The organism is Wohlfahrtiimonas populi (assembly GCF_002006795.1).
Taxonomy (GTDB): domain Bacteria; phylum Pseudomonadota; class Gammaproteobacteria; order Cardiobacteriales; family Wohlfahrtiimonadaceae; genus Wohlfahrtiimonas; species Wohlfahrtiimonas populi.
This window is the reverse complement of record NZ_MVDN01000009.1, coordinates 73,164-99,286: the sequence shown is the minus strand read 5'-3', so window position 1 is coordinate 99,286 and position 26,123 is coordinate 73,164. Positions and strand designations below refer to the sequence as shown.

General features: G+C 37.5%; 19 protein-coding genes. 16 read left to right on the top strand and 3 right to left on the bottom strand.

Features of this window, described 5'->3' with window-relative positions:
• Positions 1–342 (bottom strand): DMT family transporter, encoded by a 342-nt coding sequence (locus tag BZK16_RS10545; RefSeq protein ID WP_077928850.1) that lies wholly within the window; start codon positions 340–342, stop codon positions 1–3.
• A 495-nt stretch (positions 343–837) separates the two neighbouring features.
• Between BZK16_RS10545 and BZK16_RS10540 the strand changes: the two genes are divergently transcribed.
• The 6 genes from BZK16_RS10540 (at position 838) to BZK16_RS10515 (ending at position 6,859) form a co-directional block, all read left to right on the top strand.
• Positions 838–1,536 (top strand): FadR/GntR family transcriptional regulator, encoded by a 699-nt coding sequence (locus BZK16_RS10540; protein ID WP_077928849.1) that lies wholly within the window; start codon positions 838–840, stop codon positions 1,534–1,536.
• Positions 1,537–1,754: 218 nt separating this feature from the next.
• Positions 1,755–2,792: a TAXI family TRAP transporter solute-binding subunit gene (locus BZK16_RS10535; protein ID WP_077928848.1), complete on the top strand. Its 1,038-nt coding sequence runs from the start codon at positions 1,755–1,757 to the stop codon at positions 2,790–2,792.
• A complete protein-coding gene (locus tag BZK16_RS10530) occupies positions 2,773–3,267 on the top strand; it encodes a DUF1850 domain-containing protein (protein ID WP_077928847.1) in 495 nt (164 codons plus the stop codon). Before BZK16_RS10535 ends, BZK16_RS10530 begins: the two co-directional genes overlap by 20 nt.
• Positions 3,242–5,224, top strand: a complete 1,983-nt coding sequence (locus tag BZK16_RS10525; RefSeq protein WP_077928846.1) for a TRAP transporter permease — start codon at positions 3,242–3,244, stop codon at positions 5,222–5,224. The genes BZK16_RS10530 and BZK16_RS10525 overlap by 26 nt, the downstream gene beginning before the upstream one ends.
• Before the next feature lie 175 nt (positions 5,225–5,399).
• Positions 5,400–6,383 carry a Bug family tripartite tricarboxylate transporter substrate binding protein gene (locus tag BZK16_RS10520; RefSeq protein ID WP_077928845.1) on the top strand — a complete coding sequence of 328 codons (984 nt, stop codon included), beginning with the start codon at positions 5,400–5,402 and terminating at the stop codon, positions 6,381–6,383.
• 155 nt (positions 6,384–6,538) lie between these two features.
• The gene (locus BZK16_RS10515; RefSeq protein WP_077928844.1) at positions 6,539–6,859 is read left to right on the top strand and encodes a hypothetical protein; all 321 of its coding nucleotides are present in this window, start codon (positions 6,539–6,541) and stop codon (positions 6,857–6,859) included.
• A gap of 77 nt (positions 6,860–6,936) precedes the next feature.
• On the opposite strand, the gene lldD is transcribed toward BZK16_RS10515, so the two are convergent.
• Positions 6,937–8,067, bottom strand: coding sequence for an FMN-dependent L-lactate dehydrogenase LldD (lldD, locus tag BZK16_RS10510; protein WP_077928843.1), 1,131 nt, complete (start codon positions 8,065–8,067; stop codon positions 6,937–6,939).
• A gap of 139 nt (positions 8,068–8,206) precedes the next feature.
• Here lldD and BZK16_RS10505 point away from each other — a divergent pair, with 139 nt between their 5' ends.
• Complete coding sequence (locus BZK16_RS10505) at positions 8,207–11,032, top strand: FAD-binding and (Fe-S)-binding domain-containing protein (protein ID WP_077928863.1); 2,826 nt, start codon at positions 8,207–8,209, stop codon at positions 11,030–11,032.
• A 330-nt stretch (positions 11,033–11,362) separates the two neighbouring features.
• Entirely contained in the window at positions 11,363–14,686 is a 3,324-nt protein-coding gene (locus BZK16_RS10500) for a pilus assembly protein (protein WP_077928842.1), read from the top strand.
• 55 nt (positions 14,687–14,741) lie between these two features.
• On the opposite strand, the gene BZK16_RS10495 is transcribed toward BZK16_RS10500, so the two are convergent.
• Positions 14,742–15,341 carry a TetR/AcrR family transcriptional regulator gene (locus tag BZK16_RS10495; RefSeq protein ID WP_158076848.1) on the bottom strand — a complete coding sequence of 200 codons (600 nt, stop codon included), beginning with the start codon at positions 15,339–15,341 and terminating at the stop codon, positions 14,742–14,744.
• Between the two features lie 170 nt (positions 15,342–15,511).
• Here BZK16_RS10495 and BZK16_RS10490 point away from each other — a divergent pair, with 170 nt between their 5' ends.
• From BZK16_RS10490 to BZK16_RS10455, 8 genes are all read left to right on the top strand, one after another.
• Entirely contained in the window at positions 15,512–17,566 is a 2,055-nt protein-coding gene (locus BZK16_RS10490) for a TonB-dependent receptor (RefSeq protein ID WP_077928840.1), read from the top strand.
• A gap of 10 nt (positions 17,567–17,576) precedes the next feature.
• Positions 17,577–19,319, top strand: a complete 1,743-nt coding sequence (locus BZK16_RS10485; RefSeq protein WP_077928839.1) for an ABC transporter ATP-binding protein — start codon at positions 17,577–17,579, stop codon at positions 19,317–19,319.
• 21 nt (positions 19,320–19,340) lie between these two features.
• Positions 19,341–21,092: an ABC transporter ATP-binding protein gene (locus BZK16_RS10480; protein WP_077928838.1), complete on the top strand. Its 1,752-nt coding sequence runs from the start codon at positions 19,341–19,343 to the stop codon at positions 21,090–21,092.
• A gap of 13 nt (positions 21,093–21,105) precedes the next feature.
• Positions 21,106–22,335, top strand: a complete 1,230-nt coding sequence (locus BZK16_RS10475; protein WP_077928837.1) for an MFS transporter — start codon at positions 21,106–21,108, stop codon at positions 22,333–22,335.
• A 367-nt stretch (positions 22,336–22,702) separates the two neighbouring features.
• The gene (locus tag BZK16_RS10470; RefSeq protein ID WP_233145279.1) at positions 22,703–23,653 is read left to right on the top strand and encodes a TRAP transporter substrate-binding protein; all 951 of its coding nucleotides are present in this window, start codon (positions 22,703–22,705) and stop codon (positions 23,651–23,653) included.
• Between the two features lie 107 nt (positions 23,654–23,760).
• Positions 23,761–24,435 carry a TRAP transporter small permease gene (locus BZK16_RS10465; protein WP_077928835.1) on the top strand — a complete coding sequence of 225 codons (675 nt, stop codon included), beginning with the start codon at positions 23,761–23,763 and terminating at the stop codon, positions 24,433–24,435.
• Complete coding sequence (dctM, locus tag BZK16_RS10460; RefSeq protein WP_077928834.1) at positions 24,435–25,718, top strand: C4-dicarboxylate TRAP transporter large permease protein DctM; 1,284 nt, start codon at positions 24,435–24,437, stop codon at positions 25,716–25,718. Before BZK16_RS10465 ends, dctM begins: the two co-directional genes overlap by 1 nt.
• A gap of 130 nt (positions 25,719–25,848) precedes the next feature.
• Positions 25,849–26,115 carry a hypothetical protein gene (locus BZK16_RS10455; RefSeq protein WP_077928833.1) on the top strand — a complete coding sequence of 89 codons (267 nt, stop codon included), beginning with the start codon at positions 25,849–25,851 and terminating at the stop codon, positions 26,113–26,115.
• Positions 26,116–26,123: the final 8 nt, after the last annotated feature.

The following is a 26,123-nucleotide window of genomic DNA, read 5'->3' as shown; positions in this document are numbered from 1 at the left end:
TTAGTGGGTGACAGAATTGGAAAATACGTTCATGACGACAACGCCGCTGACGATCAACAATATGCCGATGATAGCAGGAATATCGAGGGTTTGCTTGAAAGCTATCAGCCCAATCAATGCTGTTAAGGCAATGCCAACACCGCCCCAAATTGCATAAGCAATCCCGATGGGCAAAGTTTTAGTCACTTGTGCTAATAAATAGAAAGATAGCACGTAACAGATCACAGTGATTGTTGTGGGTACAAGTTTAGTGAAACCATTGGATTTGACTAAAAATGCTGTACCTAAAACTTCTGTAATAATGGCGATGGCAAGCAATCCATAAGCGATGAGTAGATTCATAATTATATTCTTTAAAGTGAAACAGTCTTGGTGGACGGTTATTGTCTGATAATCCAGAATAGGAGTCAATCGCTCAGATAATGACTAATAAAATTCATTTGACGTAGCTATTGAGATATTCTCAAAATTAGTGATAGTATGAATTTACGGCTACAAAAAGTTTGATACAGAATACAAAATAATATCAACGCAGTAGGAGGAGTATTATGAAACTATCACCCATTAAACGCATTCCACATGAAGAAGTGATTGTATATTTCATGGAATCTATTGAGTCTGGTGGCTNCATAATTATATTCTTTAAAGTGAAACAGTCTTGGTGGACGGTTATTGTCTGATAATCCAGAATAGGAGTCAATCGCTCAGATAATGACTAATAAAATTCATTTGACGTAGCTATTGAGATATTCTCAAAATTAGTGATAGTATGAATTTACGGCTACAAAAAGTTTGATACAGAATACAAAATAATATCAACGCAGTAGGAGGAGTATTATGAAACTATCACCCATTAAACGCATTCCACATGAAGAAGTGATTGTATATTTCATGGAATCTATTGAGTCTGGTGGCTTTTTACCAGGAGAAACACTGCCTTCTATCCCTGATATCGCACGACGATTAAACTACACAGAAGCTGAAGTTTTGCATGCAGTTGATATTCTGAAAGCTGAAAATATTTTCTTAGATGGCATGGGCGGCGCACTGACTTTAACACGAAGTGATAAAGATTTGATCTTAGGCCGCTTGCGTAGTCGAATTCTCAATATTCATCCTGAGGACATTATTGATCTTTTGGAAATCCGTGAAGGATTAGAAACTCGTGCATTTGTATTGGCAACAAAGCGTGCGACTAAACAAGACCTACAAGATATTGAAGAGGCATTATTAGCATTAGAAGCACGCGTGAAATTAGGCAAAACGGCAGCGAAAGAAGATTTACGTTTCCACTTAGCTTTGGTTAAGGCGAGCCATAATAATATGATGGTGGAAATGGTCATGATTATTTTTGAACGTTTCTTTGAAACTTTGAATGAAACACGTACGAACATTCGTAAATTAGATAATGTGGATCATTTTATTGATGTGCATAGAGAAATTTATAATGCATTGGTGGCTAAAGATGCTGATCTTGGTGTGACTTTGATGAAAAATCATATCGAAAAAACTATCGCGTTGTATCACGATTTATAATTTCAGTTGAGATTTCTGATCAACATAATGCCCAATGAAAGATTGGGCATTTTTGTGTCTACTATGAAAATATTATGTAGTTTACAATCTCTTTAATAACAACATATTGCATAAAATATATATCATTATTAATATTTTTCATCTTATTTTCATTGACGATGCTCTCAAAAAAAGCTATCAAATAGCATTACTACAATATTTTTGGGAGGATTTTGAGTATGAATAGCCGTAAGAAAATTATCGCAGGTACATTATTAACATTATTATTGGCAGCTTGCTCACAAGAAGCTGAAAAACCAGCAGCAACAGCATCTAATGATGCACCAAAGGCAACAACTGAAGCGCCAAAAGAAGCACCTAAAGCAACAGCAGAAGATAAACTAGATTCACGCTTTGTAACAATCGCAACTGGTGGTGCATCTGGCCCATATAACATCATTGCGACTACAATGGGCGAGATCTACTCAGAGAAATATAAAGCCAACTCTAAAACACAAACAACAGGTGCATCCGTTGAAAACATTAACTTGATTGACCAAGGTAAAGCAGAAATGGCATTTGTCATGAGTGATGCTTTAAACCAAGCGATCAATGGCGAAGCGCCATTCCAAAAGAAAATTGATTCTGTGAAGCAAATTGCAGTGTTGTATCCAAACTTTGTGCAGATCGTAACATCACAAAAATCTGGCATTAAAACAATCGAAGATTTGAAAGGTAAGCGTGTTGCTGTAGGTGATCAAAACTCAGGCGTAGAAGTGAATGCGCGTTCGTTATTGAATGGTCATGGTATTACTTATGATGATTTGAAAGTGGATTATTTAGGTTATGCAGAAGCCGCGGATGCACTTCGTGCTGGCCGTATTGATGCGGCATTCTTAACAAGTGGTTTGCCAAATGCATCATTGATGGAATTGGCACAAGGTTTTGACCTTCAATTAGTAACAATCAGCCCAGAAAATATCGCAACAATCGCACAAGATAAGCCATATTTTATGGCGATGGAAATTCCTACCAATACTTATGGTAATGCAGAAGCAATCCCAACAGCGGTAATCATGAATGCTTTAGTTGTGAATAGTAAATTGAGTGATGATGATGTTTATAAATTAACAAAAACATTCTTCGAAAACTTGGATCGTTTACAAAATTCTCACCAAGCTGTGAAAGATGTTTCTTTAGAACAAGCTCAAAAAGGTATGGTTGCGCCAGTTCATCCAGGTGCTCAGAAGTATTACGATGAGCAAAATCAACAGTAAGTTTATGATCCTAGTAACAGTGATGATGCTGTTACTAGGTGCTTCATTGTATCCATGGTTCACAATTATAAATTTGAAAACTGAACGGTTTTCATGTGATTTCAGAGAAGATGTTTTGACATTGCAGTGGATTCATTCTGTTGAGCGAGAAATGTGGCGGGAAACTTATCAGGCAGAAGATGATCATCTTCGATTATTTCGATCACAATTCAAAACATTTGGTGCAGGCACACCTTATAACGAACCCTTGAAAACTCAAGACGGTTTTGTTGAGTCAAATCCTAATTTAAACATGCCACAAATTAATTGGATCATCTCGCGCAATGTGGAATCCTCATTCAATACTATTAATGGAGACATTCCCATTCATCAATACCTTGATGATTATTCTGAAATCACGATATCTACACACAAGCATTCTATTTGGATATTTTTAAAGGACACTTGTTATGACAAGTTCACAGCCTCAAATTAATGAAGGGCAGAAAATCCTCGAGAAATTTGATCGAGAATCTCTGGTTCGTAATCCTTCCAATCGCAATATTCAATTATTCATTGCGGGATTAGCACTGTTTTATTCGCTGTATCATTTAGTCACCACTTATTATCCCATTCCACAATTGTTGTATCGTGCTGCACACGTGGCAATTGGTTTGGCATTGATCTTCTTAATTTACCCAGCTTATCCTTCACAAAATCGCACAAAAGTGCCATTTTATGATTGGTTTTTAATGTGCTGTGCCTTTGCATCCTTTGGTTATCTTTGGATTGAATACGATGGGATTATGAATACTCGTGGTGGTATTCCTAATAAATTAGATATTGCATTCGGTATTATGACGGTGATTTTGGTCATCGATGGCGCGCGCCGTGTGATGGGCTGGATTCTACCAATTTTGGCGCTGACATTTTTGATCTATCCATTCATCAGTCATTATGACTTCATGCCGGATCGCTTATTAACGCGCCCTTATGATTTGGGTGATATTTTTGGGCAGATGTATCTCAAAATGGAAGGGATCTATTCAACGGCAATTGGTGCTTCTGTATCATTCATTTTCTTATTCATTCTATTTGGCGCATTTTTAGCTAAATCAGGCATGGGGCAATTGTTCAATGATTTAGCATTAGCATTGGCAGGCCATAAACAAGGTGGGCCAGCAAAAGTTGCGGTAATTTCTAGTGGCTTTATGGGCAGTATCAATGGCTCAGCTGTAGGTAACGTTGTGGGCACAGGTGTATTCACAATCCCGATGATGAAACGCGTGGGTTACAATGCCAACTTTGCAGGTGCAGTTGAAGCAAGTGCTTCAGTTGGTGGGCAAATTTTACCGCCAATCATGGGTGCAAGTGCATTCATCATGGCGGAAACAACGGGCGTTAAATATAGTACGATCGCATTAGCTGCATTTTTCCCAGCATTGCTTTATTATTTGGGTGTAATTGCACAAGTTCACTTCAGAGCAGGGAAGGATGACTTAAAAGGTATTCCAAAAGCTGATTTGCCGAAAGTGAAAGAAGTATTGTTAGCACGTGGGCATTTATTGATTCCAATTTTTGCTTTAGTCTATTTCTTATCCGAATCTGTGCCCATTAACTTTGCAGCATTTTATACAATCATCATCAGTGTGATCGTGAGCCAATTCAAAAAAGAAACACGAATGAGCTTTAAAGACATTGTGGATGCGTTGATTTCTGGTGCGAAGCAATCATTACCAGTGATGGCAGCATGTGCGGTTGTGGGTATTATTATTGGTACGGTGAGCTTAACTGGCTTTGCGAGCGTCATGATCTCCATGATCACTAGCATCGGTAAAGATTCATTGTTTTTAACATTGTTCTTAACGATGTTAGCTTCTATGGTGTTGGGCATGGGCTTACCATCCATTCCTGCATATATCATCACAGCAACAATGGCAGCGCCAGCAATTGCTGGTTTAGGTGTACCAGTATTGGTTGCGCATTTATTCGTATTTTATTTTGGGTTGTTCGCTAATATCACACCACCAGTTGCATTGGCATCTTTTGCAGGTGCAGGTATTGCGGGTGGTGACCCGATGAAAACGGGTTGGCAATCACTGAAGCTCGCTTTAGCAGGATTCATCGTGCCATTTATGTTTGTTTATAATCCTGCGATGCTCTACATCGACACAACAGGTTTAACAAGCATGAATGTCACTGAATTCCCAGCACCACCAATTCTATCTATGATTATGATCGCTGTGACATCGATTGTGGGTGTAATTAGCTTGGGTGCGGCTGTGGAAGGTTACTTTAAATCACGCATGAATGTGATTGAGCGTTTAATTCTAGCAGCAGGCGCTTTGATGTTAATCATTCCAGAATTATATACAGATATTGCAGGGATGATTGTGGTGGCTGGTATGGCAATCTTTAACTTACAAAAATCTAAACGATTAAGCGCGATATAATTTTTTTGAGATCTATTGGAAACCCTGCGAAAGCAGGGTTTTTGTTTTATGTTATAATAACAATGAGTTATTATTTATTTTCATTGGGTTGCTAAGGATTTTGTTATAAAAAATGATGATTAGAGGAGATTCTTGTATAGGCGTATAAGGGTAAGACAAACCTTGAGGAGGGTTTATGGAGAAAAATATTCTTTACAAGATTATTGGGGCGATTTTAGTTGTTGTCTCATCATTATTAACAGCAAGTTTTGGGGAAGCAAGACAGCCAGAATGTATTGTTCCATCCAAGATGGGAGGAGCGTTTGATCTAACATGCAAATTAATTCAACAAGGCTTTAAGGATTCTGTGGTCGTGATGCGCCCAATTCGTATCGTTTATATGCCTGGTTCTATTGGTGCAGATGCCTATCAACATATCATTACGGAGAGAAATAGTGATGTAAATACTATTATCGCCTTTTCCTCAGGCTCTTTGCTGAATATCGCTGAAGGAAAATTTGGTACGTATAATGAGAACAGTGTTAAATGGTTGTCAGCAGTTGCTCTAGGATATGGTGTTATCTCTGTCAAAACGGATTCTAATATTAGAGATTTAGATGATTTGGTGGCTATGCTTCAAGAAGATCCTAAGTCTGTAGTTTTGGGTGGCAATGGTGGGATTGGTAGTCAAGATTGGTTAAAAATTGCCTTATTGAGTAAAGCTGCTGGATTAAATATGCAAGACATATCTTATGTTCCTTTGGATGGTGGTGGTGAAATCATTGCCAGCTTGTATAAAGGTGATATTGATGTGATGAGTTCAGGTGTTACGGAAACAACACCATATTTAGATAGTGGAGATATTCGTATTTTAGCTGTTTTGGCAGATAAAAGAGTGGAAGGACGGCTCAGTAATATTCCTACTGCCAAAGAACAAGGCTATGATGTAGTTTGGCCAATCATCCATGGTTTTTATATGGGGCCAAATGTTACCGAAGATGAGTACAATTGGTGGAAAGAGAAGTTTAATGAGTTATTGATCTCTCAAGAATTTCAGGTTTTACTAACAGAATATGATTTTTTGCCATTTTCAGTGACAGGTGAAGAGTTGAAAGTGCTGATTGAAAAACAAATACAAGATTTGCGTATAGTTTCAGAAAAATTTGGGCTGCTTAAATGATACTCATGATTAGTTGCATTTCATTATGGTATTAAGCACTTAGAATTATATGCTTGTTCAAGTAAGAACGAAGAATAGAAAATCTTCATAATCTATACCGTTAATGGATTTATCTTGCTAGAATTCATATTAAAGAATTCACTAGGAGTTGAAAGATGGTATTAATAGTCGTAGCAATCGCAGTTGTTGTGTACATCTTAACTGCAGTATTTATGAAAAAAGAACAGGTGAGAAGATTATGGTTCATTGCATTTTTCTTACTCATCATCGCAACAGCATGTAGCGTTATATTCATGCAGTTTGATAAAGATAGCTTACTTGCTAATGCAAAAGAGATGTCGGAGCTTTATATCGTATATTTCTTGATCACGCTTTTGCCAGCTTTAGCTTTGATCAACTTATGGATGTTTAGATCTGTATTTTGGAATGTTTTACGTGGTAAAGAGGTTGTTTTAGAGAAAGAAACTAAAAAATAGATATGTCTAGCTTCTTTTAGAAATATGAGCCAACTCAATTGCTGAGTTGGCTTTTTTGATGGTGGGCTGTATCAGAATTAAACTAAAATCTTACTTGTAATATCTTTGATAGAATTTGCACCTGTTAATGTCATGGCAACGCGCATCTCTTTTTCAAAGAGTGTTAATAGGTTTTCTACAGCATCTTGTCCGCCTGCTGCCAATGCATAAGCGTAAGCACGGCCAATCATTACGCTATCTGCACCCAATGCAATCATACGCACAACATCTAAGCCTGTGCGAATGCCTGAATCCACAAGGATTTTAAGATCGCCTTTCACAGCATCCGCAATCGGTGGCAATGCACGCGCTGAAGATAATACGCCATCTAATTGTCTACCGCCATGGTTGGAAACTACAATGCCATCTGCACCAAATTTTACTGCATCACGTGCATCATCTGGATCTAAAATGCCTTTAATGATTAAAGGTCCATCCCAAAATTCACGAATCCATTCTAAGTCTTTCCAGCTAATGGATTGATCAAAGTTTTTCGTTAACCAGCCAATGTAATCTTCTAAGCCAATGGGAGAGCCAAAATATTTAGAAATATTGCCTAAGTCATGGGGTTTACCTTGCACACCAACATTCCAAGCCCAAGTTGGATGTGTGAATGCTTGGATCATACGGCGAAGATTGGCATTAGGTCCGCTCATACCTGAATGTGCATCACGATAACGTGCGCCAGGTGTTGGTAAATCTACTGTGAATACTAATGTTGTCACGCCATTGGCTTTTGCGCGCTCTAAAACGTTTTTCATAAAGCCACGATCTTTTAATACATAGAGTTGAAACCACATAGGGCGATCAATTTGTGGTGTGACTTCTTCAATCGGGCAAATAGAAACAGATGACATTGTAAAAGGAATGCCACGTTTAGCAGCTGCTTTGGCTGCTTGTACTTCACCACGCTTTGCGTACATGCCTGTTAAACCAACTGGCGCTAATATAACAGGCATGGATAATGTATCGTCCCATAATTGAGTTTCGGTGCTGATGTTGGACATATCACGCAAGACTAATTGCTTTAACTCTATTTCTGATAAATCAGAGACATTGCGCTTTAATGTGTGTTCTGCATACGCACCGCCATCGATGTAATGGAATAGAAAAGGCGGTAAGGTTTTTTCTGCGGCTTTTCTATAGTCGGTTGATGCTGAAATGATCATGTGATTTCTCCAGTTGGAATCCTATTCGATAAAAGTGTTTGCTTTACATTATCAGTGTTGATAATTTAATTCATTGATGTAAATGTAGCGCAAATAATCAGGAAAAATCAAATTGTATGGCTGGGGGGCTAAAACAATCATGGGAGATGTAAAAATTAATCGGGGCGATTATGGTTTGTTTGAGAATGCTTTAAAGCAAGTATTGCCTGAAAAACAGATATATACAGAACTGGCAGTGCGCTTTGCATATGGAACAGATGCCAGCTGTTATCGTTATATTCCTGAGATTGTTGTCCGTGCTCAAAATGAATCTGAAGTTTTAAGCATCATTAAAACTGCTTATGATCATCGAATTCCTGTGACATTTCGTGCATCCGGCACATCATTATCAGGGCAAACATCCTCCGATTCCGTGTTAATTTTACTGGGTGATGATTTTGTTGATACAAAAATTTTGGAGAATGGTGCAAAAGTTAAATTGCGCCCGATGGTGATTGGTTCTAATGCAAACTTAGCTTTGAAACCATTTGGCAGAAAAATTGGGCCAGATCCTGCCACAATTAACACTGCAAGAATTGGCGGGATAGCATCGAACAACTCGAGTGGCATGTGCTGTGGTACAAAAGATAATAGCTATCACACAATGGATACGATGCGCTTGATCCTTGCAGATGGCACAATTTTGGATACCAGCGATGATCAAAGCATTGCTAACTTTAGGCAATCTCATGCGAGCTTCTTGGAATCTATCCAAAATTTAGCACAAATGATTCGTGATAATCCTGAATTAGAAACGAAAATTCGCTATAAATATCGCCTGAAAAATACAACGGGTTATGGCATCAATGCTTTGGTGAATTTCACTGATCCCATTGATATGCTTACGCATTTAATCATTGGTGCAGAAGGTACATTGGCATTCATCAGCGAAATTACGTATAAAACAGTGGTGGATCATCAGCATAAAGCATCAGCTTTGATCTATTTTGATGATTTGGATAATTGCTGTAATGCTGTGACATCACTTCGCCAACGCGCAACAGTAGATTCTGTGGAACTGTTGGATGCACTTAGCATTCGTTGTGTGGGTGCTCACATTACTAAGAATCTGCCTAATTTCTTCTATGCAGATATTCCTGATGATTCAGGTTGCTTATTGATAGAAACCAAAGCAGAAAATGATCTATTACTCGATCAGCAAATTGAGTTCATCAATAATTTGGTGAAAGAGCACCATGCAACAGAGCACAGTTCATTCTCGAAAGATACAGTGGTGACGGATTTCTATTGGAGTGTGCGTAAAGGTTTATTGCCCATCATTGGTGGCAGTCGCCCGCAAGGCAGTAATGTGATCACGGAAGATGTAGCAGTGCCGATTGAGCGCTTAGCAGAAGGTGTACGAGTTTTAACAGACTTACTGAAAAAGCATAACTATGAAGAAGGTATGATCATGGGGCATGCTTTGGAAGGGAATCTGCACTTTATTCTCACGCCAAAATTGGACAATGAAGAAGAGGTTAAAAAATATGATTGCTTTATGGATGAATTGGCACAAATTGTTGCTGTCGAATTTAATGGTTCATTGAAAGCGGAACATGGTACAGGTAGAAATATTGCACCTTTTGTGAAAGTAGAATGGGGTGAAGATGCTTATGGTATCATGCGTGCCATTAAATCTATTTTTGATCCGAAAGGGATTTTTAACCCTGATGTGATCATCACAGATGATCCAACGTTGCATTTGAAAAACCTTAAAGCAATGCCAGAAGCTGACGCAATCATTGATCAATGTATTGAATGTGGTTTATGTGAACCTGCGTGCCCATCGGATGGATTATCCTTAACACCGCGCCAGCGCATTGTATTGTGGCGCCAGCATCAAGAATTAGTACGTACAGGTGAAAACCCTGAGTTACTGGCATCCATTCAGCGAGTTTATCCTTATATGGGCATTGAAACTTGTGCAACAACAGGTATGTGCGCAACCCGTTGCCCAATTGGAATTAATACAGGCGAAATGATGAAAGCATTGAAAGTTGCCAATCGCCAGCCGGATATCGCTAACTTTGCACAATCCCACATTAGTGGTTTGAGCAAAGTGGCAAGAGGCATGATCAATGTTTCTCATGCAATTGGTAGTCAAAACAGTGCAAAAATTTCTCAAAAAATGCATTCAATATTCAAAGGCATTCCGATTTTACCTGCATCTTTGCCGAAATCTGTGAAGCCCATCACTCAATTGATGAATGATGATGCAAAGCAATCCGTGGTTTATTTTGTTTCTTGTGTGAATCGTACATTTGCAGAAGGTACGACAGATCATGTATCAGTTGCTGACCATACTTTATCGTTATTCAAGAAATCAGGTTTTAAGGCCATTTTCCCTGAAAATTATACAAGCTTATGTTGCGGTCAGCCTTTTGAATCCACAAAGGAATTGTTGGCGAATGTAAAGTCTGTGAATCGCGTGAATGATGCTTTATTGCAAGCAAGCCAAAATGGCGAATACCCCGTTTATATTGATAATGCACCATGTGCTTTAAAGCTCTTTGAAGCACAGGATCAGGGTTTATTGGATAGCCGAATTAAGCTTTATGATGCGGCGACTTTCTTGGCTGAAAAAGTTTTGCCAGAATTAACCATCGTGAATAAGCGTGAACATTTATCTTTGCATATTCCATGCTCTGCAACCAAAATGAAAGCAGCGCCTGCTTTAACAAAATTGGCAGAGGCTTGTACGGATGATTTGAGCTTTACGAATATTGCATGCTGTGGTTATGCAGGGAATAAAGGGATGTTATTACCTGAATTGAATACTAATGGTTTACGTTTATTGAAGAAGAATATTCCAAATTCATGTGATCATGGTGTTTCTATGAGCCGTACATGTCAGATTGGTTTAACTGAGCATTCAGGCATTGAATATCAGAGCATTGAGGCTTTATTGAATCATTGTTCGCAATAGTTAGAATTTTTATCATAATTGCTATTGATCAATAAATAGCAATTATTACATTTGTTATTGATTGTTAAGTTAAGATAGAAGAATAAAATTATAAAGATCATTAAATCAATGTCTTATAGTAAGAATGTTTTTTAAAAATAAGATAAGCATGCCTATGCTTATCTTGATCAGGGCTGTATTTTTTAAATATTAAATCATAGAAAGAATAATAAAAATATATTATATGTGCATATATGTATATGATTTTATTGATATTTTGTAATAAAAAGATAATTTATGTAAGTTTAAGTATTTAATTTATCGATTTGAACTTAAAATAAGAGGCAAATAATGAAGAATAACGAAGCTTTTTATAAAATTGGCAGCATTGCAGCTGTGGTTAGCTATATCTTGCTATCTCAAGCTTATGGTCAAAACCTTAAACCAACCAATGAGCCTATTTTTAATACACCACAAGCAAAGCCAAATATTCATATGGTTTTAGATGATTCAGGATCAATGGGTACCAGAGATATTTGGTCTGCAGACAGACGAAATAAGATTAAGAGATCTGAAGCATTGAAATATACTTTTGAAAACCTGTTTTATAAATATAGAGATAGAGCTTATTTAGGTGTCAGTTTTTTAGATCAAAGAACAGATGGACAAGGCTTAATTGCGTTGCCTCCTTCAGAATTTGTTGGCATGGATGATGCTACTTTTACAAATAGTATAATTTCACCTATTTCCAAGCAAATACTCAAGTCACCAGGAATGACACCTGTTTATTCTGGTATGTATGAAGCTTTTAAATTATTTAGAGGATTGCCAGTTAATAAATTTGGCTCTAATAGCAGTACGGCTAGTGAAAATAGAGTTACATATTATCCATCTGAACAATTGTCAACTCCATTGCGTTATCGTTGCCAGCAAAGCCATATCATATTAATGACAGATGGGGCAGCAAATGAATATGTTGCAAGGGGTATCGCAAAAGATGATGAAAAAGATTTTATAACCACTCATATCAGTGGTAATGGAACACGTGAATATAATGGGGTTAATCAGCGATTATCTATAAATTTTAATAGTACAGCACAAAAAATTAAGTTAGGCGAAAGGATGGCCGCAGTTGATTTACGTGACGCACAAAAATTGATTTTTAAAAACGGGCAGTGGCAGGATAAGTTATTAGACGATGCAGGGAGAAATTGGAAAGATTTATTATCCATTCCAATGAACTTAATAGTACATAGTGTGAGTTTATATCAGCCAATCAAGGATCCTATTTATCTCCAATTAACGGTACCTAGTAAAGGGATGAATTTGGGGGTTGCACAAGGATCTAATGGTTCAGCAGAAGATTTGCTTACAGCTTTTGATACTATCTTTGCATCCATTATTCGTAGTACAAGTAGTTCATTTGCAAAAAATGATAAAACCTATGCTGATGTGTTAGATGGCGTGCCGCCTATTAAAAATGGCAAAGTAGACTTATCTAAAGTGGGGGCGATTCGTTACGATACTATTTATAATTTTAGACAAAAATTTGGTAGCTTACGTGCTGTAGTGCCTTATAAAACTGATGAAGTATTACCAGATGGTAAGAAAAAAACGAGCACAGTTATTATTTGGGATACGAATCAGACCATTAAACCTAATCAAGGTAAATATGTCACATTTTTAAACACAACAAAAAATGGTTTAGAAATTAATGAGCTGAATAGTAATGCTACAAAAACACAATTTACTAAGATATTGAAAAAACAAAACCCAAATGTTACGTATGATAACGACTATATTCGTTGGTTAACTGACTATAAAAATGCTGCAAATGGCGGTTTACGTGGTAGATTGAACCCCATGGGAAGTATCACAAATTCAGATATTCAGTTGGTAAATAAAGATGTTTTGCATATTAATGTGCTACCAAAAATGATGTCAAAAAAATTGATGGGAGAGCTGGTTAATTATTTATTGTATAAAGCAAAATTTCAGCCTAAAAACTATGTAGTCATTGCTGATAATGATGGTTTCATTAACTTTATTAATGCAGAACGTGGTTTGACAGGTACTCATAAAGGTGGAGAAAGAGATACCGCATATTTTCCACAGCTATTAGTAAAAAATTTACCGGAAATCACAAAGCCAGATACTAATGCATCATTGGTATTAGAAGGAAAAACACGTATTGCTGATGGTAAGGTATATCAGCCCGGTATTGGTAATATTTATGCAACAGTCGGCTTAACGAGTATGGGAACTGGCGGTCAAGGCATCGTGGGTTACAGACTTTTTGGAGCATCTGAACAAAGTGTAAAAGATTGGTCTGTATCAAAAAAAGGAACGACCAATACTAATCAGGCTATTATGAGTCAAGTGACACCATTGTTTGAAATAGATGGTGCAGACCCTGCATCTGGATATAATTTAGGCTATACATTTTCTGATTTTGAATTTTTTAATCGTATTATTAATAAAAATGGTGAAGATCAAGGGCAGATTGTTGCTGTATTTGGCAATGGTATGGCAGATCAGTCCAAGCTCTATTTTATAGATGCTTATACGGGTGAAAAATTACATTCCATTGATCTTCCTGGTATCTCTGCAATGGCAATCGCGGCTTCTGTACGTAATTCCCCAGATGATAAAGGGCAAGTGTTAGAGCGTATCTATGTGGGAGATTACTTAGGATCATTATACCGTATTGATTTTAAAGGTGATTTTATGGATGATGATAAAACTCAAGTTACACATCTTTTCCAAGCACCTCAACATGCATCGAAACAGTATCAATCAGCAATTACTGCTAAACCTTTAGTAATTAAAAATGATAAGACAGGATTATTTGGCATTTATTTTGGCACAGGTGTTGCGAATAATCGTGAACGTGATCGCGGTGATAATGCAGCAGTTGAGCATTCTGTTTATGGTATTACTGATAGAAATTTAACCAATTCACAATCAACAGCAACAGTGGCTAATTTGAAGGAAGGTTATGGCATTTTGCCTTTGCTATCAGTAAATAACTTAAAAGAAGGAAAAGTGAACTATAAACAAGGTGCTAATATTGATTATAGTACAACTGCAACGCATGACTTAGATATCACAACACCTGTAGATAAAGTGAATCAAGACGGTGCTAAAAGATTGGATGGTTGGTACATGAGATTGATAGCAGATGGCACTAAATCGGGTGAGCGATTAGTACAAGCACCAAAGTATGATAGTAGAAATCAAGCAGCAGTATTTGCAACATGGGGGGTTTCTGAACGAAACTTGCCTTATGACGATAATGGTTTGTATGACCCGTGCCTAGCTGATTTAGCATTTGGTAAGACTTTAGCCTTTGATGTTGCTACTGGTGCTAGAGGAGGAACACTGAGCGGTAATAAGGGAAAGACTAATGATGCTTTAGGTGTACCAACGGGAGATTCAATTACTGAGTCACCAACCAGTAATACAACGACGGATGTTAGTCAGTTAGAAAAAATTATTCAAGATACTTTAGAAGAGTTAACGGGCAAAGATAATAGTACACATACAACTGTTGATGGTTCGACTGGTGCCGTTTGTACCACAAGTATTACAGGAGAAGTCATTTGTGAAGAAGAAGAACGCCCACCTTTAAAGCCACTTGAAAAAGGCCGCATTAGTATTCAAACTTTGTTTTAATAATAAGGTATAGGTAAATAAAAAAGCTGAGCATTTGCTCAGCTTTTTTTATTGTCTATTCAGCTTGATGTAAGCTTGGGCCCGATAAACCAAACATAATCAGCTTGAGAATATCTTTGCGGAGTTCTTTTTTCTCCCCACAATACATGGCTTGTACATGTTCACTGAACATTAACTCATCCATGATGCGTAAATAATTATGAATTAAAGGCACAGGATAATTAGCATCAATGATCTTTTTACGCTGTAATTCTTCAAAAAAATGGTTCATGAAGATGTATTTATTTTGGCGCTCTTTAGTAAAGAAATCATGGAGTTCTTGATTCTTATTGTTGTCAAAATCTTTTAAAACAGGTGCTGTAAAAAATTGGTTCAAAGCTTCTTCTTGGTAACTAAAAATTGCATTAATGAGCTCTTCAATATTTGTAGCATCACGTAAAATTTCTGTATAGCGAGTTTTGACTTTAACTTGTTGTAGAGTAATGATCTCTTTTAATAGTTCAATCTTATTTTTAAAATAACGATAGAAACTGACACGGCTGATTTTAGCTTCAGCGCAAATATCCCCAATAGAAATACGCTGCCAACCATGTTGGCTGAACAGATTTTCACTTGCTTGAATGATCGTTTGTCGTGTTTGATTGTCTAGATTCATAACCTTTCCATCTGCATTGATCGGCATATGTTAACCGAAATTAACCATATAACCTAAATTCAAATAATTTCTATTTGATATTAATAATCATTTGCATTGTTATTAAATGGTGATAGTATTACAAAAATTGTAATATCAGGCAATATTTGTTAACTAAAAGGAATCTTTCCATGTTCAAACATCAAAAAATAGTCATCGCAATGATGGCTGTCTTAGTTTCAGGTCAAGCATTTGCAGATGAATCATCAGAAGAAATTACCCCAAAAGATAAAATCACAGATTTAGGCGCTGTGATTGTTGTGGGTGAGAAGGCAGGGCGATCTCATTTTGAAACGTCAGCAAGTGCTGAAGTTTTTGGTGTGAGCCAAATGCAAGCAGATGGCAATATTCAATCTGTGAAAGATTTATTGAAACAAACTTTGAACGTGGTGGATGTTGGTAGCGTTGGTAATGATTTGCCAGCTATTCGTGGTGTGGATGGCTCAGGTCCAGCACAAGGCGCAGTTGCATTTTTAGCAGGTTCTCGCCCACGTTTAAATATGGTGACTGATGGTAGATCAGCTACTTATAATGAATTTGCTTTTGCTACTCAATCCTTATGGGATATGGAGCAAATAGAAGTATTTAAAGGCCCGCAAAGTTTTTCACAAGGCCGTAATGCAATTGCGGGTGCAATTGTGATGACATCCAAAGACCCAAGCTTTGATTGGGAAGGTGGTGCAAAATTATTGGCAGGTAACCAAAAAAGTCGCCAAGGTTCAGCTGTGATCTCTGGGCCAATCATTTCTGATGAATTGGCATTCCGTGTGAGTTATGATCGCCAAATGCGCCAAAGCTATGTGAAGTTGATTGATTATGAGCCTGTTGGTAGCCCACGTGATATTCAAACTACGACAACACGCGCAAAATTATTGTATACGCCATCTAATTTCCCAGAGTTTTTCACACGTTTAACATTCAATAATATTAAATCTCGTACACCACAAAATGAAGCATCCACAAATCCTGGTGCACCGCGTTATACACCTGAGCGCCCGATGTTTAAAACAACATCTTCTGCAGGTATTTGGGATATGGATTGGCAAGCTAATGATTATATCGGCTTTTCCAACAAAGTGATTTATACCAAATATAAAAATAACAGAATTGGTGCCGCCCATGTTCAAGGTATTCCTGCAACTGTGGATGGTAAAGAGTGGCAAATTGAACCAATCATGCGTTTCAATAATGGTGATCAATCCATTCGTGGTTTAGTGGGATTATTCTTCTTTTCAGGTGAACAGGATGAATCTGTGAAGTTATTTGGCAAATCCAATGATTTTAAAGATAAAACAAGAACGCAAGCAGCTTATGCAGAAGTCACTTATTCACCTGTTAAAACTTGGGATATTACCATTGCAGGCCGAGTTGAAAAGGAAAATCATAAACGCCATGGCGGAAGTTCATTAATTACTGTGGGTGTTGATAAGTCAGAAACTGTATTCTTACCAAAAGTAGATATTGCTTGGAAGCCCACAGAAAACTTCACAACAGGTTTTAAAGTAAGTAAAGGTTATAATCCTGGCGGTGCGGGCATTACATTTGATGTGCCATTTGTGGCATATGAATATGAATCTGAACAAGTTTGGAACTATGAGTTATATAACCGCATTCGCACGTTGGATAATAAGTTAGAAATCTTCACAAACTTATTCTATAACCAATATACAGATATGCAGTTGCCATATTATTTAAGTGCCAATTCAGTTGTGATTCGTAATGCGGATAAAGTGGATACATACGGTGCTGAAATCTCTGCCAATTACCAAGCAACACAAGATTGGACGATTAATGGCGGCTTAAGTTACCTCAAAACTGATATTAAAAAATATCCAAACAGTGGTGTTGAAGGTCGTGAATTAAGCCGAGCACCTAAATTTACTGCTAACTTAGGCACACATTACAAGCACAATAATTGGGATATGGGCGGTAATGTGCATTGGACAGATAAATACTATTCCAACTACACAAACGATAATAACGGCAAAATCTCTTCTTACACACAAGTGAATTTATATGCAGGCTATACATTCGAAATGGCGGGCATTGAATCTGCGCGTGTTTCATTCTATGCAGATAACGTATTCAATTCAGAGCGCCCAACATTCATCCCTGCAAATGAAAGAAGAGAAGCAATCAAACAGCGCCAGCGTTCTATCGGTTTAACAGCAGAAATTAAGTTCTAAGAGTAGAGATATGAGTTTACGACATCAAGATATTTATCAGCCCATTCAGGGCTGGTTGAGAAAATCCATTGTTATGGCATCTGTTGCACAAGCGATGAAAATGGGATTATGGTTGATGATGCTGGCAATCATATGGGCATTATCAGAGCAGAAGTTTGGCTATGCTTATGGTTTAACAGCGGCATTATTTTTGTTTTCAATCATTTATTACACATTGAAAATCAAAGCACATGATCAGGCTCATTATGGTGCTTTTGAATTAGAAGAAGTATTGCGCGCACGATTAGCTACGAAAATTAGCCAATTGCCGATTGGTTATGTGCGTAATGTGGGCACGGGCGGTTTAGCAAAAGTATTATTGGATGATGTGCATGCGCTACATTCTTATGTTGCAGATGCACCGCCACTGAAAGCTGAAGCTTATGCGACGCCAATTTTAATCTTCATTGTATTACTAATTTTCAATTGGCCGTTTGCCTTGGCAGTCTTTGCATTTTGTGCGGTAATTTTTGTGGCATTACAGATTTTAATGCGTCGTGGTCGACAATTCCGCCGTCAATACATGGAATCATTGGCGCAAGTGAACTCTGCAATCATTGAATATGTGCAAGGTATGAGCACTGTTCGTGCATTTGATGCAGGTGATAGCTCATTTGGCCGTTATCAGCAATCCTTAGAAAATTACAACAATGTGATGCAAGCATGGCTTGGCAAAATCGGTTTAGGTAATCGCTTAGCGCGTACACTATTTTCACCCATGCCGATGCAGATATTTTTATTAGTGATCGGCACAATTTTCTATGTGAAAGGCTATGTGAATTTCATTGATTTGGTGCTGTATTTCATGTTGGCTGCTGGCATTGTAGAAAGCTTGCATCCTTATATGGGTTTACACAGTTTATTGGAAAAATCCCGTGCATCCATTGAGCGTATTTGGGAAATTGAAGCAATGGCAGGTTTAGCTGAACCTACAGATGCGGATGCAAAATCGCCAACGAAACATAATATTCGCTATGACAATATTTTTTTTGCTTATGAAGAAGATGGTAATGCAGTATTAACTCAAGTGAGCTTTGAAGTGCCTGAGCATAGCTTTACAGCAATTGTGGGTAGTTCAGGGTCTGGTAAAACAACATTGATTAATCTCTTGCCAAGATTTTGGGATGTGACAGGCGGTAGCATTCAAATTGGCGATGTGGATATTCGTGATATGAAACAAGATGATCTCATGAGTCGCTGTTCATTCGTGTTTCAAGATAGTTTCTTATTTTCATGCTCTATTGCCGATAACATTCGTTATGGCTTAAAGGCAACAAATGAGCAAGTGATTGAAGCTGCAAAACTTGCCAACATTCACGATTTCATCATGACATTGCCAGAACAATATGCAACAAAAGTGGGCGAGCGCGGTCAGTTATTATCAGGCGGGCAAAAGCAACGCTTAACCATCGCTCGTGCATTTTTGCAGAATCGTCCAATTTTGGTGCTGGATGAGCCAACGGCATTTTCGGATGCTAAAAATGAAGCACTGTTAATGCAAGCATTCCAAAAGCTAATGGTGAATAAAACTGTGATTATGATCGCTCATCGTTTATCCACGATCGTGGATGCAGATCAAATCGTTTATTTGGATCAAGGCCAAGTGATCGCAAAAGGTAGTCATCAAGCATTATTGCAGGATAACAAAGCTTATCAGCAATTGTGGAATGATTACCAACAAACGCAAAACTGGACAATGACGCAAAACCATTAATTAGGAAGTGATTTTATTATTATGAAAAATTATATTAATCAAGAAACCAGAAGTGTGGATAGCGTTTGGGGAACTGTGAATCAGTTGCTGATGGCAGCAGGGAAACAGCGTCCGATTTTAGTCCGTTGTCTCATTTTTGGTGTATTTTCTGCCATCTTTTTTGGCATATCTTTGACGATGCTATATCCATTCTTTGAAGCTTTAGTGAATGGTGGCGAATGGGGCAAGTCTTTAACCGTTGTGATCGTCTTATTAGTATTAAGTTTAATCTGCCGTCTGTTTTCAGAAAGCTATGATACAAAAGGTTATGCAAATTTAGCTATTCATGAATTGCGCCATCGATTGGGCGAAAAATTACGCAGCATTCCATTATTAAGCTTGAGCAATCAGCGTTCAGGCGAAATCAACGCTGTGTTAGTGCAAAGTGTGAATGAAGCCGCTGGTTATGGATTTATGTTAATGACAACGATCATTTACGCGATGATTGTGCCAATTTCAGCAGCCATTGCAGTGGTGATTTACGATTGGCGATTTGCCGTTGTGATGTTGTTGGTTTTCCCAATGGCAATTCCTTTGTACTTTTGGCGTAGAAAAGCATTTCGCCGTGGTTTCAGTATCTTAGCTGAAGCGAATGGACAATTGAAAGGCGAGGCGATTGAATTCATTCAAGGTTTAGATGTATTAAAATCCACAGGTGAAGTGCAAAATAAGCAAGGCACATTTGCAGAAGTTGCTCACGATGTTGCGAAAATTCAAGCTTATGGCACGAAAAAAGGCGAAATCCCTAACTTAATGATCACATCCACAGTGCAGTTGGGATTAATACTCATTGTGTTATTAGGCATTTTTTTAGTACAAAGTAATAGTGCATCATTCTTTTTATTGGCAACGGCAATGGTGATCATTGTGCGTGTGACAGATTTATTGAACTTCTTTGTACAAATGTCATCGCTTTTGGAAATTTTTGTGATTGGTTGCGAAAAACTACAACACATGTTGGCACAAAAAGATTTACCAGAAAAAGAGTGTAAAAATATGCCAACACAATATGACATCACATTTGATCATGTGGATTTTGCTTACAACGAAGATAAGATTGCATTACAAAATATTGATGTCACGATTCCTGAAAAATCTTTCACAGCTTTAGTTGGGTATTCAGGCTCAGGCAAAACAACATTAACACGTATGATTTTGCGCCATGATGATGTCACTAAAGGGGCTGTAAAAATTGGTGGCATAGACATTCGTGATATGACACAAAACCAGTTGATGAGCATGGTTTCTGTAGTGTTTCAGGATGTTTATCTATTCCAAGATACAATTTTGAATAATATCCGCATGGCAAGGCCAACAGCAACGGATGAAGAAGTAATCTCAGCGGCTGAAAAAGCACAATGCCATGATTTCATTATGCGCACAAAACTGGGTTATCAAACAGTTTTATCTGATTTAGGTAGTAGCTTGTCAGGTGGTGAAAAGCAACGCATTGCGATTGCACGTGCCATTTTGAAAGATGCGCCGATTTTGATTCTGGATGAGCCAACGGCGGCTTTGGATACTAAAAATGAATTATTAGTGCAAAGAGCGCTAGATGCTTTATTAGTGAATAAAACTATTTTAGTGATCGCACATCGCTTATCAACAATTGTGGGTGCAAGCCAAATTTTAGTAATGGAAGATGGTGCAATCATTGAACGAGGCAAGCATGATGAGTTAATCAACCAAAAAGGTCGCTACTATGAATTTTGGCAAACTCAACATGTGGTTTAAAAGGAAATAATTCATGAGTTCTATCAAACGTAGAGATTGGTTCCTGCTATTAAGCTTGGGCAATTTTAAGATCACATTGGTTGGTTTTTACATGATCAGTATTGTGACGATCTTAAAACAGAGTGGATTTTCTTTAAATCAGCTGAGTTTATTGTATTTGTTGGCTTCCATAGAATTGGTGCAAGTATTGGTATCACTCATTATTGAGTGCTACCAAGTGAATAATAAATCAGGGCATTTTAGGTTTTGGCTGTTATTGAGTAATAGTATTATTTTCTTGGCTCTGTTTGCACTGTTTTGGATTGATATTAAAGAACAATTTAATTGGCTCTTGGTGATCTGTTTTGTGCTCAGTATTATGGGAATATTTCTTGCAAGTGCAACATTAGGTTTAAACAGCACAATTTTGAGTTATCGTGAGCGTGGTTTTGGTGGTGTTGTGCAAGTGCTTTCTGCACGTTCAGGCAGAATGATTGGTGGTGGTTTAGTTTTATATCTCTATCAGCATTTTGGTTGGCATATTGCAGTTGGATTAATGTTATTTTTATCATGCATTATGCTTATTCAGCTCTATTTCTATCGTGAGCCATCATTACAGCAAAGTACTCAGAAAAAAGTAGTGCCTTGGCGTGATTTATTGAAGCGCATTTGGACTTATTGGTTGCAACCTACAACTGGTTGGCGCTGGTTTATTTTGCTAATTTTATCGTGTATGCCTTATGCATTTACAGCTACAACATTCATTCCTGTATTGAGTGACCAAGGTTTTGATGCTGCACAAGTGGGAACAATTTTAGCGGTATATTTGCCAATTCTATGTATGATTGCTAGCCCAATTTCAGGGTGGATGATGCATCATTTAAGCCGTTACACAATGATTTTCAGCATTTTGTTCTCCCAAGTATTTGTGTTGGCTTCTTTTATCTTTGTGGAAGAGTTAACGAAGTTTTATCACAATGCATTCATTGTGCAGATTATGGTGTTAAGCATCGGTTATACATTGCTTTTACCTGCTGTGATGGCAGTATTTATGGATAAAGCAGGGAAGGAAATGGCAACGCTCGATTCATCCTTACAATATACAGTGATGATGACAGGCGCATCCATCGCAAGCTTTTTATCGCTACGATTAGCAAGTCATTTTGGGTTTGGCTGGGTTTATGGATTATCAGCAGCTGTTTCTTTAGTGATGGTGATTTTCATTCTCTTATTCTGCAAGCGTATATTCATTGTGAATGAGTAAAGTTCAGTAAACATAAAAATTACATAATTTGATTGAAAAAACCTCAAAGATAAAATCTTTGAGGTTTTTTTATTATTTTTATTATCTATATTGTAATAATCATGTAGTAATTTGTTTGTATAACTCAATGAAAAATAATGTTATCAATTGAAATTTTCAAAAAATAAAATCCAATATGTTTTTATTTGCTTTTTTGTATGATATTGTCGTTTTCGATATTGACTCAAAAAATAATATAACAAGGTCGATTATCTGAATTGTCGGGGATTAACATTTAGAATATTTAAAAAAGGGTTGGAGTAAAATTATGAATTTAATGAATAAGTTGTTAAGTAAGGTAATCGCGCCAGTAGTTTTAACATGTGGGATGTTAGGCATGGCAAATGCACAGGATCAAAGCCCTATTGTAATTAAGTTTGCACACGTTGTTGCAGATTCAACACCAAAAGGCCAAGGTGCTCAAATGTTCAAGAAATTGGCAGAAGAGCGTTTACCTGGCAAAGTTAAAGTAGAAGTTTATCCAAACTCATCATTGTATGGTGATGGACAAGAAATGGATGCATTGTTATTGGGTGACGTCCATATTTTGGCACCATCATTAGCAAAATTTGAACATTATCAGAAGAAAATCCAATTATTTGATTTACCATTCATTTTTGATGATATGGCAGCCGTTGATCGTTTCCAAAATAGCCCAGCAGGCCAAAGCTTGTTAACAAGCATGAAAGATAAGGGCATCACTGGTTTGGCTTATTGGCACAATGGTTTGAAACAATTGTCTGCAAATAAAGAATTACGTACACCAAAAGATGCACGTGGTTTGAAATTCCGCGTACAAGCATCAGCAGTATTGGAAGAGCAGTTCAAAGCATTGCGTGCAAACCCACGTAAAATGGCATTTGCTGAAATGTACCAAGGTTTACAAACTGGTGTTGTAAACGGTGCAGAAAACCCATACTCAAACATTTACTCACAAAAAATTCATGAAGTTCAAAAGAATATCACTGAGTCAAATCACGGTACTTTGGACTACATGGTGATCACGAATACAAAATTCTGGGATGGTTTACCAGCAGATGTTCGCACTGAATTAGAAGCGATTTTGGCTGAAGTGACTGTGGAGGTGAACGCACAAGCGAATGCTTTGAATGAAGGCGCTAAGAAGAGCATTTTGGATGCAGGCACAACAGAAATCATCACATTGACACCAGAAGAACGTGCACAATGGCGTGATGCAGTTCGTCCAGTATGGAAAAAATTTGAAGGCGACATTGGTGCAGATTTAATCGAAGCTGCTGTTCAATCTAATAATCCATAATTAAGAGAATGATCTTTCGCAATAGTTATTAGCTGCTTTGGCAGGGAAAACCCCTAATATTAAAAATATCAGGGGTTTATTGCGTTCTAGATCAAGAAGGAAATCTAATGTTTATTAAAGCTTATCGCTTCATGGACAAATTGTGGCAAAAGACAGAAATCTTTATGATGGTCTTTATCCTCACAGCCATGACGCTTGTTACATTTATTTATACGATGTTGAACAATCTCTATATGCCATTTTATAAATTGGCAGATTGGGTAGCAGGGGAAGAAGAATCAAAGCTAGAAAATTTCTTGTTGGATGCTGGTGATTACATGATGGATTTGGCAAGCTCATTCAGCTGGTCCAATGAATTCACAAAAGCATGTTTTGCGTGGCTAATTTTCTTTTGTATGTCATACGGTGTTCGTGTTGGCGGGCATATTGGTGTGGATGCATTGGTTAAAGTTTTTAATACAACGACACAACGCATTTTGGCATATTTAGGATTAGGCGCTTGTTTGGCATACGGTGCAATCATGCTTTATGCAAGTATTGATTGGGTGATGAACTTCTACAATTTAAGCACGATGGCTGAAGGCTTGGATCGTTTTGGCATTATGCGTTGGCAGTTGACGATTATCGTTCCGATCGGCTTCTTCTTATTAATGTGGCGTTATTTAGAAATTGGCTATCGTATTGTGACTCATCAACAAAATTCTTTAGGTTTAGCGGATGAAGCAGCGGATGCTTTGGCGCTAGAAGATGTTAAACACAATGAAGAGAAAGGAGTGATCTAATGACTATTGCCTTTTTATTCATTCTATTGTTTGTTTTAATGTTAATTGGTGTGCCAGTTGCAATTTCATTGGGTTTATCCAGTGCATTAACGATTATGTTCTTTAGCCCTGATTCACCACGCAGCTTGGTAATTAAGATGTTTGAAACATCAGAGCACACAACATTATTAGCAATTCCATTCTTCTTGATTGCAGGTGCATTCATGACAACAGGTGGCGTTGCTCGCCGTTTGATCGACTTTGCAAATACGTGTGTTGGCCATGTTCGTGGTGGTTTAGCGATTGGTGCAGTTTTGGCATGTATGTTGTTTGCAGCATTGTCAGGCTCAAGTCCAGCAACAGTTGCAGCAGTTGGTTCAATTGCAATTGCTGGCATGGTTAAATCAGGTTACCCAAAAGAGTTTGGTGCAGGGATTGTTTGTAATGCAGGTACATTGGGGATTTTGATTCCACCATCTATTGTAATGGTTGTATATGCAGCGGCAACTGAGCAATCCGTAGGTAAAATGTTCATCGCAGGTATTGTGCCAGGTCTGTTATTGGGTGTTGCTTTGATGGTTGCGATCTATATCGTAGCGCGCATTAAGAAATTCCCAGCACAACCTCGAGCAACGTTTAAAGAGTGGATTACATCTTTTAGACGCGCATTGTGGGGCTTATTGTTGATGGTGATCATCTTGGGTGGTATTTACTCAGGCATGTATACGCCAACAGAAGCAGCAGCAGTTGCGGCAGTTTACTCTGCATTGGTTGCGCTCTTTATCTATAAAGATATGGGTATTCGCGATTTCCCTAAAGTGATGTTGGAATCAGGCAAGATGACAGTGATGCTAATGTTCATCATTGCCAATGCGATGTTGTTCGCACATGTTTTAACAACAGAGCAAATTCCTCAATCCATTGCAGCTTGGGTAACAGCACAAGGCTTATCACCTTGGATGTTCTTAGTGATTGTAAATATTGTGTTATTGATTGCAGGTAGCTTCATGGAGCCTTCAGCAGTTATCATGATTTTGGCACCAATTTTCTTCCCTATTTCGACAGAATTAGGCATTGATCCTATTCATTTAGGCATCATTATGGTTGTGAATATGGAGATTGGTTTAATCACACCGCCAGTTGGATTGAACTTGTTCGTAACGTCTGCTGTGACAGGCATGCCAATCACACGCACAATCAAAGCAGCAATGCCTTGGTTATTAATCTTATTATTCTTCTTAATATTGATTACTTATATTCCATCCATTTCTTTAGGTTTACCAAATTTATTGAATGCGAAATAGTAATTAATCAAATGATTATTTAATAATTAAGTAGATTATATTTAAAAGCCCAATAGAATATATTGGGCTTTTATTGTATGAGTAGAAGTAGAATAATAACAATAAATTGATGATAAAAAAGGAATTATAAATGGAAGATTTTAAGAAGTTACTTCGTGCTCTTTTATTGCTGAGTTTTCCTATATGGGGAAATATAATCTTTTTCTACTTGGGTATATTGTTTCAAACAATGCTTATTATCTATATAGGATTACTGCTAACGCCTATTTCACTAATGCCTATAATTGAGAGTAAAATGCATGTGCTTGCTAAAGGAATTATTTTAATTATATATGGTGGTATTGTATTTATATTATTAGCATTCGCAGTGGGTGGTGCGCAAAATAGTATCCATTAGTTTAATTA

What these genes read in the sequence shown, in the direction of transcription:
- dctM (WP_077928834.1), top strand. Translation starts at nt 24,435, where the DNA reads ATGACTATTGCCTTTTTATTCATTCTATTGTTTGTTTTAATGTTAATT.
- BZK16_RS10520 (WP_077928845.1), top strand. Translation starts at nt 5,400, where the DNA reads ATGGAGAAAAATATTCTTTACAAGATTATTGGGGCGATTTTAGTTGTT.
- BZK16_RS10495 (WP_158076848.1), bottom strand. Translation starts at nt 15,341, where the DNA reads ATGAATCTAGACAATCAAACACGACAAACGATCATTCAAGCAAGTGAA.
- BZK16_RS10535 (WP_077928848.1), top strand. Translation starts at nt 1,755, where the DNA reads ATGAATAGCCGTAAGAAAATTATCGCAGGTACATTATTAACATTATTA.
- lldD (WP_077928843.1), bottom strand. Translation starts at nt 8,067, where the DNA reads ATGATCATTTCAGCATCAACCGACTATAGAAAAGCCGCAGAAAAAACC.
- BZK16_RS10540 (WP_077928849.1), top strand. Translation starts at nt 838, where the DNA reads ATGAAACTATCACCCATTAAACGCATTCCACATGAAGAAGTGATTGTA.
- BZK16_RS10470 (WP_233145279.1), top strand. Translation starts at nt 22,703, where the DNA reads ATGTTAGGCATGGCAAATGCACAGGATCAAAGCCCTATTGTAATTAAG.
- BZK16_RS10545 (WP_077928850.1), bottom strand. Translation starts at nt 342, where the DNA reads ATGAATCTACTCATCGCTTATGGATTGCTTGCCATCGCCATTATTACA.
- BZK16_RS10490 (WP_077928840.1), top strand. Translation starts at nt 15,512, where the DNA reads ATGTTCAAACATCAAAAAATAGTCATCGCAATGATGGCTGTCTTAGTT.
- BZK16_RS10475 (WP_077928837.1), top strand. Translation starts at nt 21,106, where the DNA reads ATGAGTTCTATCAAACGTAGAGATTGGTTCCTGCTATTAAGCTTGGGC.
- BZK16_RS10480 (WP_077928838.1), top strand. Translation starts at nt 19,341, where the DNA reads ATGAAAAATTATATTAATCAAGAAACCAGAAGTGTGGATAGCGTTTGG.
- BZK16_RS10455 (WP_077928833.1), top strand. Translation starts at nt 25,849, where the DNA reads ATGGAAGATTTTAAGAAGTTACTTCGTGCTCTTTTATTGCTGAGTTTT.
- BZK16_RS10525 (WP_077928846.1), top strand. Translation starts at nt 3,242, where the DNA reads ATGACAAGTTCACAGCCTCAAATTAATGAAGGGCAGAAAATCCTCGAG.
- BZK16_RS10485 (WP_077928839.1), top strand. Translation starts at nt 17,577, where the DNA reads ATGAGTTTACGACATCAAGATATTTATCAGCCCATTCAGGGCTGGTTG.
- BZK16_RS10530 (WP_077928847.1), top strand. Translation starts at nt 2,773, where the DNA reads ATGAGCAAAATCAACAGTAAGTTTATGATCCTAGTAACAGTGATGATG.
- BZK16_RS10505 (WP_077928863.1), top strand. Translation starts at nt 8,207, where the DNA reads ATGGGAGATGTAAAAATTAATCGGGGCGATTATGGTTTGTTTGAGAAT.
- BZK16_RS10500 (WP_077928842.1), top strand. Translation starts at nt 11,363, where the DNA reads ATGAAGAATAACGAAGCTTTTTATAAAATTGGCAGCATTGCAGCTGTG.
- BZK16_RS10465 (WP_077928835.1), top strand. Translation starts at nt 23,761, where the DNA reads ATGTTTATTAAAGCTTATCGCTTCATGGACAAATTGTGGCAAAAGACA.
- BZK16_RS10515 (WP_077928844.1), top strand. Translation starts at nt 6,539, where the DNA reads ATGGTATTAATAGTCGTAGCAATCGCAGTTGTTGTGTACATCTTAACT.